This is a genomic window from Spirochaetales bacterium, from assembly GCA_016930085.1.
In the GTDB taxonomy this organism is placed as follows: Bacteria; Spirochaetota; Spirochaetia; order SZUA-6; family JAFGRV01; genus JAFGHO01.
The window spans coordinates 21083-34925 of the sequence record JAFGHO010000088.1; the positions used below are offsets into that span (position 1 = coordinate 21083).

Here is a 13843-nt window from a genome sequence, read left to right on the forward strand (position 1 = left end):
ATTTCCATTTATTTTTCCAATTTTTATATGGATTTGCCGGGTTTTTAGCCGGATTAACCGGATGGCGGGAGTATTTCCCCTTTTTCTCACTCGTTTCTCAATACATCGATTATTTTTCCCTTAACAGCGTAACGGGCTGCCAGTAGTACCCAGATACATCCGTGAACGACGATACCGGTTGTGATAATCCCGACGACATCAAACGGGACGGTCTGGCCCTGCGATACGATTACCGGTAAAAGTGAGATAAATGACGCGAGACAGCCTGCGAGAATGCCGGCAGCGAGGAGGATCGAATTCGGGAAAACACCGATGAGAAAAATAGTGCTGCGGGGAAGCCCGATCGCCGTGAGAATCGCTCCTTCCTTTTTTCTTTCCGCCATATTTCGCAGAAGGAGAACACCGAATCCGATTGTTCCGATGAGTAGTCCCAGTCCGCCGAGCATCAAAAACATGGATAAATAGGTGTTTTCCACAACATTGAAACGGGCAAGCCGTTCTATCGTCGGTTCCATTTCCAATCCGAAACTCCTGAATCTGTTTTCAAGTATTTCCTCGAGCCGGGGGCTGTCCGACCGGGGGCTGTCCGCAAGAAAAAGCCGGTATCCGTCTTCCGAAGGAAACAGCAGGTTGAAATGACGCGAGGAAATAATAATATTTCCCTGGAATATCGAATTGGAGAGGCCCGCCATCAGTCTGATATGAACCGGCGATCCCCGTTCATCGAGATAGGTAAGCGTATCGCCGACTGCCTTACCGAGTCCCCAGGTAATCACCGTTTGATCCGCGATCGCAGGGACGGCATCGCCGTCTTCTTCTTCGAGGATCAACCATGGATTCTTGTCTGAGACCTCCGGCATCACGGAAGCGAATGAAAAGGCATGGCGGTGGGAAAATTCCCGCGGATCGACACCGATAATCTGCGGTTCGGCTATCTTGTTGAGATTGAGACAGCTTGCATCATCGCCCTCATGCACGTTCATGGCGACAAAACGGATTGTCCCTTCCATGCCGTTATCGAATGAGCCGGTGAATGCCGTATTGAGATCGGTATGAATCGGCAGGGTGGATGTTCCGATGAGGGTAAATCCGCCGGTTCCGGAGGAACGCTGCGCGGGGGTCGCAAGCGGCGCTTTACGGTTCGCGCCGACCGTGACGATGATGAATATACCGCACGCGAGGATACCGGCCACGGTGATGCTTCGTTTTCTGTTGTGTGAAAGGCTTTGAAATCCCATACCCGCGATACCCGGCGAATGCTTTCGCGCGCTTTTTCCTGAAAAAATAAGGATGAGGTTGAAAACGGCCAGAAGCAATGCGAGGGTAAGGGCGCCGGTAAGCATGAAAAAGTGGGCCTGAGTTCCGGTAAGATTTCCACCCGTTCCAACCACGATCACCGTCATACCGGCAATGCAGAGGATGATGATGAGGATGCTTCCGATGTATCTGTTTTTCAGAAATCGCAGGTGAAACGTTTTCCCTTCCCGCTGAAGGCGGGTGATCGGTGTTTTGAGTAGTTTTCCCGTTGCCGCGGTCATGACGAGAAAGGATAATCCCGTGCTCAGGAGAATACCGATTGAGAATGTGACCGGATCGACATAAAGGCGAAGGGATGTTGTTCCGACGGCCCCGATCCAGATGGTCGACAGTCCATAGAGAATCAGTTTGTCATAGAGAATACCGACAAGACCACCGGTTATCGAACCGGCCGCGCCGATAATGAGTCCTTCGGTGCGGAAAAGAAAAGAAATTTCCCCGTTTCGGAAACCAAGAGCTTTAAGCAGGCCGAGTTCACCGGACCGGTATTCGACTTCGAACACAAAGAGCAGACCGATGATGAGGAGTGTGGAGAGGATGATGAAAAAACTCAATCCCAAAAACAGACCGCCGAAATCGACCGATTCACTGCCCGCCGCAAGGCCTTTTTCCATGACGGGGACAAAGGCAAAACCCGCTTCCGAAGGATCGAGTCGCTTCATTACCGCGGCTTCGAGTTCCTGAAGCGGCCTCGATGATGTATAGCCGATTGCGGTGAGATTTCCGAATGTGTTACTCCACATCGATTGTGCACGATCGAGGGTGACAACGGCTTTCGGGGCGGCTCCGTATTCGTTCCAGTACGCCTCATCCTTTTCACGGATGCGTGATAGATCGATATCGATGCCCGGATTCCAGTCCGCACACGTTCCCGCATCGGTAAGGCCGGGGAAATACGGGACGAAGTATTCGAGACCCTTTATTTTTTCAAGGGGGATAATATCGCGGACGGTAAATGAAGAGGAGACCTCGATGAGTGAATCCGAAGTTTCCCGGCCGTCGTCTTCGGCTTCCCGGCCGTCGTCTTCGGCCTCCCGGCCATCCCTTACGGCTCCCGAGGCGGGAATAAAATAGGAAAACTCGATAGTGTCCCCCTTTTTTGCATGAAGGTCGCGGGCAAGCCAATCGGATATTATAATTTCCCTGTCACCCATATCCACGGGGACGGAGGTGTCTCCCGGTGCAGACACGAAACTGTAGGGAGTCGTGCGGTCCCCGAGAGAGATCGTATTGATGAAATAGGTGAACATACCCCTGGCGCTTTTATCCGCCGAAAGCCCCGCGGCCGAAATATTTTGGGGAAGGAAAAGCCGTTCCGAAGTCAATCGGGTGATGCCCGTTCCCGGAATCCGTTCGAAACGTATTCCCGCATCCTGCGGCCCCCAAACCTTTTTAAGCGCCCGTATGAGTTTCTGCTCTTTCAGGATACCGTTTTGACGCTGTGCGATGAGGATAAGATTGGCTTTACCGGGAAATCCGGCGGTTCGGGAAAGAAGACGCAGGGGAAGATAAACGGTAAGGGGTGCCTCCTGATGTATCCGAAGGTCGAAGCGTCCCATCGAATCGTCCGGCACGATATCCTTGACGGAAAGTTTGAGTGAAACCGATTTATCCTCTTTTTCGGAAAAGATGACATTGTACGGGATCGATTCCCGGTATCTGAAGCGCAGCAGAAATGTATCGCCGGGTGTGAGGCCCGTTTTTTCGACGAACAGCCGGTTGACCGCCGCTTCGTTTTCGGAAAAAGCGGGATTGTAGGACGAAGCGGTACCGAATTGCCAGAACCGGTCGTCAATTCCAAAAATCTGCACGCCGCCCATCCGAAGGGTGCCGTCAGGCGAACTGACGATTCCGGAGAGACGCACGGCGGGTGCCGTGGGGGTATGAAGTTCCTTCGACAATTCATCCGCTAACGATGTCCGGATGAACCGGCTTCCGGGCATGAGTATATATTCCGTTTTCCCGAGACGGGTTTTCGTATGTTCTTTCAGACTGTAACGTAACGAATCCCCGACAATCATCGCCCCGAGGAGGACCGCTGTCGAAAAGACCGCGCCCGCGAAAATACCGAGGTTGGTACGCCGGTGACCGATGATGCTTTGTGCGATATAACTAAGCATCCCCGGTTTCATCGGCCGTCCTTTTCCAGTTTTCCGTTTTTAAGATGATATCGCCTTTCCATGCAGGCCGCCAGTTCAAGCGAATGCGTGACGACGATCAGCGCCGTTTCTTCTTCCCTGTTGAGATCGAGAAGAAGCCGGGTGAGTTTTTCCGACGTCGCCGAATCTAAAGAACCGGTCGGTTCGTCCGCAAGAAGGAGAAGCGGCTTATTAATGAGGGCGCGCGCGACACTTGCCCGCTGCAATTCACCGCCTGAAAGCCGCGGTGGGCGGTAGTTTCTCCGTGGGAAAAGGCCCGTCCGTTCGAGAAGGTAATCCGCCCGTTCGGCCGCTTCTTTTTTCGAGAGTGCGGAGGACCGGGGCAGTGTGGGGAGAAGGATATTTTCAAGTACGCTGCACTGGGGAAGAAGGTGATGAAACTGAAAAACGAATCCGATTGACGAGTTTCGCAGCCGTGCCCGGTCGTTTTCCGAAAGTCCGAACAGATCGTTATCGTCGAGAAACACGCTGCCTTGATCGGGGACATCGAGTGTTCCGATGATATGAAGCAGTGTGCTCTTTCCCGACCCCGAAGGGCCGGCGATCGCCACTGTTTCCTGCCGGTTTACGGAAAATGAAATACCCCTGAGGACCGTGACCGCTTCCTCTCCCTCGGGGCCTGCGAAACTTTTTCGCAGGCTTTCGCATCGTAACATCATGTTCACACCCCCTCGCCGAACGCGTATACCAGGCCGTCTTCGCAGCCGACAATCAGCATCCCGTTGATAACCGCCGGGGAACCTGAAATGGCATTTCCCGTCTCGTATGTCCAGAGTTTTTGGCCGGATGAACGCTTTAGCAGGTAGATAAAGCCGTCCATGGAACAGACAACCGCCTTTTCGCCGGCAATGACGGCGCTGCTCTTTACCTCCGTCCCCGTGTCAAAGGTCCAGAGAAGCGTTCCCTTTGCTTTGTCAACGCAGTGGATGACGCCGTCCTGCGATCCGATAATGACACAGTTGTTTCCGTATGCCGGAGAAGTGAAAAAAGCTTCTTCGTCTTTATTGAGGTATTCCCATACGAACGAGGAGGACCGGTAATCCACGCAAACAAGTGCCCCCCCGTAGTGTGCGACAAATGCATGCTTTTCGTCAATGGCAACGGAACCCGGAATATATGAGCCGATTTTTATCTCCTTTTCCTGTTTGCCGGTGACGGTATCGATGATTCTGAGAAAGGCGTCGCACCCCCCGAAGATGATCCGGTTTTCGCTGACCGAGGGCGCGCCATTGATATACCCCCCCGTTTCGAAGTTCCAGACTTTCTGTCCCGTCCCGGCATCGAGACAATAGAGGTTGGCATCGTAACATCCGAAAAGGACATGGTTGCTTTTTCCCGGCTTTCCGATCGTGTAGTTTGCCGATCCGGTTATCCTCGACCCGGCGTCGAACGACCAGATGACTTTTCCCGTTTCGGCATTGCATGCGTAAAAAACTCCCCCCAGGGTGCCCGCGAGAACCATATTGTCGAAAAGAAGGGGCGGAGCTTCGATCGCATCCCGGGTCGAAAACGACCAGATTTTTTTCCCGTTCGCGCGCGCGAGCGCGTAAAGTACTCCGTCATCCGAACCGATGTACAATACTTTTTCATTACCGACCGGCGACGACCGGATCGCATCCCCTGTTTTGTACGTCCAGAGAAGGACCGGTTTTTCCGGTACATCGGTATTCGTACTGCCGGAAAGTTCCCTGTTTCCCCGAAAAACGGGCCATACCGCACCGGAAACGGACGCGGATCCCGCCGCCTCCGAAAAACAGAATGCGGCAACGAACATGATTACAAGCGAACACACGGTTATTCTTCTATATATCATTGTCGTTATCCTCACTTTCTTTTAATGCCAGCGCTCCGGTGGGACACGATTGCGCGCAGATGACCGCGAGTGTACCCAGCGCCCCGGATACCGGAATTTCGAACGGCGGTGCGACGGCCGTCTCCGGGCCGCGGCCCAAAAAACTCATTCCGCGCATGTGGCGGTTATCTTCCGTCAGACGGACGCATATGCCGCATTTGATGCATTTTCCCGGTTCAAAGACGACTTCCGGATGACTCGAATCCCTCGTCCACGGCCGGCGCCCAGAGGAGACGTCTTCCGGTAGGATGACGCCGTAGTCGGTCGCGTATTTTCTGAGACGGCATGAGACCGGTGAATGACAGTCGCAGTGGAGACAATGCATGGTTTCTCCGATTATTTCCTCTTTTGAGAACTCCTTTTGAGATCCTTTTTTTACGTCGATTCTTTCAACGGCCGGGAGCGTCGAATGAATCGCACTGATTTCCTTGTTCCCGATATGTCCCATCCTGCAGTCATACGCTTTGGTGCTGACAGGCGCCTTTTGACCGGTTAGAACCCTGTGAACGGTATCCGCGGCCTCTTTTCCGTGAACGAGGGCCCGGACGGCCATCCGCATGGGCCGTACCGCAGCCCCGCAGGCGAACACGCCTTCCTCACCCGTAAGAAAATCGGTTCCGAAGCCCTTATCCGGACCGTGAAGCCGGAGCGGTATCAACGTCTTTGCATCAGACGATGCCGCTTCCCCTGTCGCAAATAATACAGCGGTAAAGGATTTCTTGAGTTCGTCAAGGGACAGGTCGACCCCGATCGCCGTATGATAGTGAAATCCGGCAGTATCGCCGAGCCTCTTCGTGATTTCATCATACAGGACCGATAACGGCAGACGGCCGTCCGATACCATGCGGTGGAGGCCGCCACCCGGCCCGTCCTCTTTTTCAAAGATATCGGGCCGGTAGCCGAGTGAAAGCAGCCGGTACGCGGCCGCGAGACCGGCGGGACCCGCGCCGATGACGGCGATACGTTTCGGGTTTTCCGGCCGGTCGCGGGGAGTGGAAACGGGCGCCGGCGATAGTACCCGGCCTTCAAGATCGCCGCAAAACCGTTCGATCAGGGAAATGGCGATGGGGGGTTCCACCCGCCCCAATCGGCACACCTTTTCGCATGGTGCCGGGCAAATACGGCCGATAATGGCGGGAAAGGGGATATAGCGGGTGATGAGGTTCACCGCATCCCTGAAATTCCCTTTCCGAATCATCCTCAATACCGACGGAATTGGAAGACCCGAAGGACAGGCACGACTGCACGGCGCCCTGCAGTCCCCCGCGTGCTCGCTTATAAGCAGCCCGAGGGTTTCCCTTCGTGAATCAAGGACGCGGCGATTGCCGGTCTCGATCACCATACCTTCTTCGGCGGGTGTCGAACATGCCGGAACGAGGGTGCCCCGTCCCGTATCTTCGACGAGGCAGATCATGCATGAAGTAAACGGCGCCTTCCCCTCCAAAAAACAGAGCGTCGGGATTTCGATCCCGGCGATACGAGCCGCATCCAGCAGGGTCGCGCCGCGATTGACCTCTACTTTTATTCCGTTTATTATCAATGACACCATACTATCGTATCCCCCCGATAACAACCGCTTTCTGCGGACATACTGTCCGGCAGGCGTCGCAACGGATGCAGCGGTCGATATCGATCTCGTGACGCTCGTAAGGCCTCATCCGTATCGCCCCCGACGGACATACCTGGGCGCACCTCGTGCACCCGATACAGGAATCGGTGATCGAATAGGCGATAAGTGCTTTGCAGCTTTGCGAGGGACAGGTCCCGTCGATATGCGCCTCGTATTCGAGCCTGAAATGGCGGATGGTCGACATTACGGGATTGGGGGCCGTTTTCCCCAATCCGCAAAGACTTCGTTCCCTCATCATATCACCGAGATGTTCGAGACGTTCGATATCGCCTTGCTTCCCTTTCCCGGTGGTGAGCCGGTTCAGGATGTTGTACATTTCCCCGCTCCCGATCCGGCAGTATGTGCATTTTCCGCAGGATTCACTGCGGGTGAAATCCATGAAGTAGCGGGCGACTTCGACCATGCAATCGGTTTCATCCAGGACCACCATGCCGCCCGATCCCATGATCGCCTCCTCCCCGAGAAGGGCTTCGTAATCGACGGGCAACTCCGCGAGTGCGGCCGGAATGACGCCGCCCGAGGGGCCGCCTATCTGTATCGCCTTAAATCGTTTTCCCCCCTGGATACCCCCGCCGATGTCTTCGACAATCTCCCGCAGGGTAATTCCCATCGGAACCTCGACAAGTCCCCCGTGAACGATCTTCCCCGCAAGGGCGAATGTTTTTGTCCCCCTGCTGTTTCCATTACCGAGAGCGGCAAACTTATCGGGGCCGTTGCGGATAATCCACGGAATGAGTGAGAGTGTTTCGACATTGTTGACGAGGGTCGGCAGACCCCACAGCCCTTTATGGGAAGGATAGGGAGGCCGAAAACGCGGCATCCCCCGTCCGCCTTCGATCGCGGCGATCAGGGCCGTTTCTTCACCGCACACGAAAGCGCCGGCGCCCTCGACAACGGTAATGTGAAACGAATAACCGCTTTTCAGAATATGACGGCCGGAAAACCCCTCCCGTTCACAGATCCGGACCGCCGTTTTTATCCGTTCGACGGCAAGGGGATACTCGGAACGAATGTAGATATACCCTTCCCGGGCCCCCACCGTGTGTCCGGCGATCGTCATGCCTTCTATGATTCTGAACGGGAACGATTCAATCAGCATTCTGTCCATGAACGCACCGGGATCGCCTTCATCGCCGTTACATATCACGTATTTCTTCGTCGCCTGCCGGTCCCTGACGGCTGCCCATTTCAGTGCAGTCGGATAACCGGCACCGCCCCGTCCCCGAAGACGGCTTTTTTCAAGAAGACGGATAACACCCCCCGGATCGCTAGAGGAAAGGCACGCGCTCAAACCGCGAAACCCGTCAAATTTTTTATAGAGGACAATATCGAGGGGGGGGAGAATGCCTGAGTGTTCCGTGGCGATCGCGACCTGTCTGTGCGAGCCGGCGGGACAAAAGGACCTCGGTTCGGCCGTATAACGGATGACACCCGGTTCCGGCCCGTCGATGTATATGTCTTCGAGAAAAAGCCTGGCCGCGGCGCGGATTCGCCCGAATGCCTTGACAGGCGTAAAATGGGTATGAAGAATCCGGTCCACATCCCGAACGCCCACCCTTCCGTAACGGAAGGTTTTTCCATCTCCGGTCGTGATGTCGAGAAGCGGCGCTTCATATGAAATACCGGTGCACCCGACCTCGATGACCCTGACGGGAAGACCGTCTTCGGCGACCAGCCGGCGCAACTCGCCGTACACCTCATGTGAACCCGCCGCGCGGCAACTCGAACAGGTACAGAGACGGGCTTCTCCATGGGGGATTTCCGAAGGTTCCGGATCGGACACCGGCCGTTTCCCCGTCTCCTTCTGCGATAAAAGAAAATCATTGATGGTGGCAGGGACCTTTTGCGGTTCGAGATATCCGTAGGTAATGGTATCGATCCGAACGGCGGGGGCGAGCATGCAGCATCCCAGACATGCCGCTTTTTCAACTGTGAAAAGCCCCCTGCTGTCCGTATCTTCTTCTTCCGGAATGAGGAGGTGGTTTTTAAACGCTCGGTACACCTGTTCGGCCCCTTTCATATGGCATGCCGTCCCGATACATACGTTGATCCGGTGCTTTCCCGCGGGTTTGAGACGAAAGGAGGAATAAAAGGTGGCGATCCCGGCGATCCGGGCCGGAGTGATATCGGTTTTTCCGCAGATCAACTCCAAAGCCTTTGGGGGGAGATATTGGTAGCGGTCCTGAACGGCTTTGAGGATCGGGATGACAGCCGACCTCGTGGTACCGTGATTTTCAATGATTCGGTCGATGTCCTCCGGATTGACGGCGGTGAGGGATTCGTTCGAGGGGGGCTTAATCTTCCGCATCGAGACCCCCGATGCAAAAGAGATATTTTTTCGAACGGATAAAGATACCGGAGCGGTAAAATGCGGGAGTACTCACCGTATCATCCCCCAACGCAGGTTGGGCAATCAGGTTGTATTCGGCTGAGGCTTCGATAATACGCATCACCCCTTTTCTGTCAAGGGCGTACACCCTGCCGTCCGCAAGGATTGGTGAAGCATAAAATCCCTCCTCGTATTCCGCCGTCCAGAATACACCTCCCGTTTCCGCTTCGAGGGCGCAGACGATACCGTAACTCGTCGCCATAAAAAGAATCCCGCCGGCCGCACAGGGACTCGCGACATCGGGCAGTTCGTCGTAGTACTCCCAGAGTATTTCCTCGTTATCAGGATCGATGGCGACGAGACTCGCGAACTGGTTGGCGGCGAACACCTTGCCGTCCGCGTACGCCGGTGACGGTCCGACTTCGCCCACCATGCATTCGACGCTCCACAACGCTTTACCGGTAACAAGATCGTATGAAGCGACGATCGGATTCGCCGAAAGGATTATCTCAGCCCGGCCCCCGTGTGAGACGATGACAGGAGAAGACCATGACGCATGGACTTCCCGCGGGGTTTCCCAGAGGATTTCCCCGCTCGATGCGTCAAAGCAGAAGAGGCCGGCTGTGTTTTCCCCGTCGTATTGAACGAAAAGGCGGCCGCCTTTGGTGACGAGGGACGAGGCGTGACCGTAGGCATTTTCGGGGACACCCATCGGACGGCTCCATAACACCTCGCCGTCAAGGGAAAGGCATACGAGGTCGCCGGTTGCGAAAAGCGCAAAGACCCGTTCGCCGTCCGTCGCTAGTCCCGGTGCCGCATACCCTGTGTCCGCCGAAACTTCGGGAAAGACGGACGGTTTTCCGGTAACGTCTTTTACCTCCTTCTCCCAAAGCAGACCGCCGTCGCCGGCATCGAAGCAGAGAACCAAAAGACTCTCCTTCGATGCCGACGAGAGAAAGACCCTGTTGTCGTAGACGACCGGTGAGTTGAACCCCTCGAGCGGAAGCGTTTTTTTCCAGCGTATCCCTTTCCCTGATTCGCCGTCCCAGTCGACCGGGTATGTTCCTTCGGGGGCGATACCCGCACCGCTTCCGCCGCGGAAACAGGTCCACCCGTCCGCGAGGCTTTCCTTGCCTCCGGAAGACGCCGCACCTTCCGGATTCGTTCCGGAAATGCCGGCAGCGGGGTTTTCGAGCCGGTCTGAGGCTATAAAGGAGGCGGCGAGAGAAAAGAGGAAAAAACCGCCGGCCAATCCTGCCGTCAGACCCCGTATAAGGCGACGTGAACGGAGAACTCCTCCGGGAGATGGTTCCCCGCCCGGACGGGGGGCGGGCTTTTTAATGAGGCTCATGATGAGGAGACAGAGGACGGCGAGCCCGGCGCCGCCCGCGAAAAGGTAACCCCCGGTCCGGATCTGCCAACCCGCGGTAAAGAAAGCGCGCCTTGCGAGAAGATCAAGCGAGCGCAACCGGTCTTTGAGCGCTTCATCTTCAGGATGCTCGTTGTACGCTTCATACAAGGACGCAAGCTGGGGAAGGTTGACCGGATCGAGTGAGGAAAGCTGGAAAAAGGTGATGGTGATGATCGCTCCCGTCACCGCGGAAAAGAGGGCGGCAGCCGCGGCAATCCCGCGCAGCACGGCATACACGATCATGCGTTTGCCGGTTTCACGCGTATCAGTCCCGTTCATTGGTCTTTTCCTTTTTCTTGAGTGTTGTTTTGCGTCTTTCTTCCTGTTCCTTCGAACAGACTTCGAAACACCTGCCGCAGCTTACGCACGCGCGGCGGTCGATTTCAAAGACACTCCGTTTTTTCCAGCGCGACGAGGCGATCAGGGTGAGTCCCGCAAGAAATCCGATAACGCTTCCGGCAATCCACGCGCCTTTAGTCATCCGGCCGCGAACGGTCTTTTCCCTTTCGAAGAGGGCATCGAAAGGGACGTCCCTCATCCGGAAGGCGTCGCTTTCGAGTGTGGTTCCTTCGGCTTCTCCGGCATTCTCGAGCCGGATCTGGCGCGCGAGCCGGACATCGGGATGAAGCAGGGCAAGGTATGGTGAGAGAAGCGAGAGGGCGAATCCCGTCCCGAAAGCGATAAGGGGCAGAAAAAGGATGGCAAACCCCAGACGGCGTATTCCCGTTTTTCTCTCTTCGATCATGGTCTCGGGGACGGGCGGCCTGATCGCATCAACGGGGCACACATCCTCACATAACCGGCACCGGATACATTCTTCCGGCGCGATTTTCACGTGCCGATATGAAAGCCGCGAAAGCCAGCCGAGAATGACCCCATAGGGACAGACAAAACGGCAGTAGGGCCGGGCGACAACCGTGCCGGCTAATAGAAACAGAAGACCCGCGACGAACATTTCAAATGTGGCGCCGAACCTGAAAAATCCGATAAAAGGATCGAACCGGCAGATGATAAAGCCCGATCCCGTGGCCGCGAGGAGAACGGAAAGGCACAGGTAGGCGGGCGGGATAATTCCCAGCACGGAGGAAACCCATTGGGGAAGCCTGAGGGGTTTGACGATGACCAGTTCCTGCAGGGCCCCGAAGGGACAGACCCCCGAGCAGAATGTCCTGCCGGTAAAAAGGGCAAAGATCAGGGGAACTGTAAAAAAGAGAATGACGGTTATGGGGACCGCGAAGTGCGGGTTGAAAAGCGCCATCGCCATATTCTGGATCGCGCCGATCGGGCAGACGCACCCCCGCCGGAAAAATCCAAAATAGAAAACGGAAAAGACGGCAATGACGATAAGACCGGTGCGCCTGCGAAATTTGAGGGCGAAAAGACTCGCTGAGGCAAGGGCCGCGATGAGGATCGCCGTGTCGATATAATCGAAGACCGTCTGCCTGGGATGAGGCTGTAACGGCGTGGGAATGGTATAGTCCGATGTAAACTCCGGCTGAGGGAACCGTTCCTGCCCGTGCAGGGGGACGGAGGCGGTAAAACACAGGACGGCCAGAAGCGCCTGCATAAAAACGGTCTGAAATGCCGGTTTATCCTTCATTTGAGGTCCCTTTAAGCAGATACGGCGTCGAGGCGGGGACCTGTTGTATGGCCCCCGACGGACACCGCCGCGCGATGGAGCATTCGTTGCAATTGACGCACCGGTCGTGACGAATTTGGAGGAACAGCGATCCGTTTCCGAATGCGGAGCATCCCATGACGCATTTGCCGCATCCGATACAGAGGCCCTCGTCGATCGTGTATTCGTAATAGGGATCTTCCACATAGGTGCGGATGATCGCGCCGGTGGGGCAGAGTCTGTTTTCGGCCCCGGTCGACAATGCGGGGGGGTCGGGCATGAAATATCCGCTGCACAGATCGCAGTACCCGCAGACGTTGTAGGCGTGAAAACATTTTACCGCTGAAGGGGTGAGGACACAATTGGTCGCGCATTGTCCGCACTGTATGCAGATAAACGGATCGATCTGCCATACCATCCCTTCCCCGAGTGATGAGGTCGCGGCGTAGGTTCCGATCCCGGCGATCGATGCCGCTGCACCGAACCGCGCCATGGTCTTGAGGAATTCCCTCCGGTTCATCGAACGTTTATTCATTCACTGCCGCCTTCCCGCTTTATTTCCGAGTAGATCCGCACGGCCTTTCCCGCGGGATCCAGGACGAAAATGTCGCCGTTATCGCCGGATGCGAGGTCGAATCCGGTCGAGCCGATAGGAAAATCTTCATGTCCGGCCACGACACACCTGAAATCCCCCTGTGGCGTATAGACTTTAACCCGGGGAAGGCCTTTTTCCGCGGTTACGAAACTTCCGTCTTCAAGCAGGGTAAAGTGAATGGGATTGCAGCAGCCGCAGAAGCCCTCGATCGCGGTCGAACGGACACCCCATGATGAGATGAGTTTTCCCTCCGCCTTATAGCGTTGTATCCTGTGCTTTCCCGTATTCGCGGCCCAGATTTCCCGGCCGTCTCCCGCGGTCGCGACATCGAAGTACGGGCTGGGAATGAGAAAGCCGTCCGGTTCAGACGGGGTCGATCCGCCGATATGGCCGAGGAGTCTTCCCTCTTTCGTATAACGGCAGATATGTCTGTTTCCGGCATCGGCGACGAACACATATAACGGCGATGCGGCGATAGAAGTGATGACGGCCTTGTTGCCGAGCGACGCCCAGACCCCGGTACGGCTTCCATCCGCAGAATATGTGGAGACATGTTCGGTGATACCGATATAAATAACCCCTTCGACGTCCTGCGCGATGCACGTCGGGCGTCCGTCGAGGGAGATGCGCCGCAAAACCTCCCCATTACTCGTGATGGTAACGAGGGACCGGTCGCCGGTGACATGAACCTTATTCCCGTCCACCGCGATCCCCGTGGGACGATCGAAGGGGACGGGAATACGGTTTGTTTCTTTATAACGGAGAAGGGACGTATCGATCCGCGCGAGGTTGTCGATGTCGTATTGATAAGGATTGACATACGGGTTCCCTTTTTCGTTAAAACAACCGGAAACGGAAGCGGCCGTTATAAGTATCATCGCCAACGGGAGCAGCGGGGTTTGGGATTTTTTCTTTGACCGGTCCATGATTTT

The 13843-nt window shown here is 55.7% G+C and carries 9 protein-coding genes; all 9 read right to left on the reverse strand.

Annotated elements, in window-relative coordinates:
- Positions 1-86: 86 nt before the first annotated feature.
- Genes JW881_15195 through JW881_15235 form a run of 9 tightly spaced genes read right to left on the reverse strand, consistent with a single transcriptional unit; the run spans position 87 to position 13837 of the window.
- Complete coding sequence (locus JW881_15195) at positions 87-3449, reverse strand: ABC transporter permease (GenBank protein MBN1698861.1); 3363 nt, start codon at positions 3447-3449, stop codon at positions 87-89.
- Complete coding sequence (locus JW881_15200; GenBank protein ID MBN1698862.1) at positions 3446-4135, reverse strand: ABC transporter ATP-binding protein; 690 nt, start codon at positions 4133-4135, stop codon at positions 3446-3448. The genes JW881_15195 and JW881_15200 overlap by 4 nt, the downstream gene beginning before the upstream one ends.
- 2 nt (positions 4136-4137) lie before the next feature.
- Positions 4138-5289: a PQQ-binding-like beta-propeller repeat protein gene (locus JW881_15205; GenBank protein MBN1698863.1), complete on the reverse strand. Its 1152-nt coding sequence runs from the start codon at positions 5287-5289 to the stop codon at positions 4138-4140.
- The gene (locus JW881_15210; protein MBN1698864.1) at positions 5279-6877 is read right to left on the reverse strand and encodes a (2Fe-2S)-binding protein; all 1599 of its coding nucleotides are present in this window, start codon (positions 6875-6877) and stop codon (positions 5279-5281) included. The genes JW881_15205 and JW881_15210 overlap by 11 nt, the downstream gene beginning before the upstream one ends.
- Before the next feature lies 1 nt (position 6878).
- The gene (locus JW881_15215; GenBank protein ID MBN1698865.1) at positions 6879-9266 is read right to left on the reverse strand and encodes an NAD(P)H-dependent oxidoreductase subunit E; all 2388 of its coding nucleotides are present in this window, start codon (positions 9264-9266) and stop codon (positions 6879-6881) included.
- Positions 9253-10977 carry a PQQ-like beta-propeller repeat protein gene (locus tag JW881_15220; protein ID MBN1698866.1) on the reverse strand — a complete coding sequence of 575 codons (1725 nt, stop codon included), beginning with the start codon at positions 10975-10977 and terminating at the stop codon, positions 9253-9255. The genes JW881_15215 and JW881_15220 overlap by 14 nt, the downstream gene beginning before the upstream one ends.
- Positions 10964-12298 carry a 4Fe-4S dicluster domain-containing protein gene (locus JW881_15225; protein MBN1698867.1) on the reverse strand — a complete coding sequence of 445 codons (1335 nt, stop codon included), beginning with the start codon at positions 12296-12298 and terminating at the stop codon, positions 10964-10966. The genes JW881_15220 and JW881_15225 overlap by 14 nt, the downstream gene beginning before the upstream one ends.
- A complete protein-coding gene (locus JW881_15230) occupies positions 12288-12851 on the reverse strand; it encodes a hypothetical protein (protein MBN1698868.1) in 564 nt (187 codons plus the stop codon). The genes JW881_15225 and JW881_15230 overlap by 11 nt, the downstream gene beginning before the upstream one ends.
- On the reverse strand, positions 12848-13837 hold the full coding sequence (locus JW881_15235; protein ID MBN1698869.1) for an NHL repeat-containing protein: 990 nt from the start codon (positions 13835-13837) through the stop codon (positions 12848-12850). The genes JW881_15230 and JW881_15235 overlap by 4 nt, the downstream gene beginning before the upstream one ends.
- Between the last annotated feature and the right edge of the window lie 6 nt (positions 13838-13843).

Bases quoted from the DNA above. Each gene is read 5' to 3' on its own strand.
- JW881_15195 (MBN1698861.1), bottom strand. From the start codon at position 3,449: ATGAAACCGGGGATGCTTAGTTATATCGCACAAAGCATCATCGGTCAC.
- JW881_15200 (MBN1698862.1), bottom strand. From the start codon at position 4,135: ATGATGTTACGATGCGAAAGCCTGCGAAAAAGTTTCGCAGGCCCCGAG.
- JW881_15205 (MBN1698863.1), bottom strand. From the start codon at position 5,289: ATGATATATAGAAGAATAACCGTGTGTTCGCTTGTAATCATGTTCGTT.
- JW881_15210 (MBN1698864.1), bottom strand. From the start codon at position 6,877: ATGGTGTCATTGATAATAAACGGAATAAAAGTAGAGGTCAATCGCGGC.
- JW881_15215 (MBN1698865.1), bottom strand. From the start codon at position 9,266: ATGCGGAAGATTAAGCCCCCCTCGAACGAATCCCTCACCGCCGTCAAT.
- JW881_15220 (MBN1698866.1), bottom strand. From the start codon at position 10,977: ATGAACGGGACTGATACGCGTGAAACCGGCAAACGCATGATCGTGTAT.
- JW881_15225 (MBN1698867.1), bottom strand. From the start codon at position 12,298: ATGAAGGATAAACCGGCATTTCAGACCGTTTTTATGCAGGCGCTTCTG.
- JW881_15230 (MBN1698868.1), bottom strand. From the start codon at position 12,851: ATGAATAAACGTTCGATGAACCGGAGGGAATTCCTCAAGACCATGGCG.
- JW881_15235 (MBN1698869.1), bottom strand. From the start codon at position 13,837: ATGGACCGGTCAAAGAAAAAATCCCAAACCCCGCTGCTCCCGTTGGCG.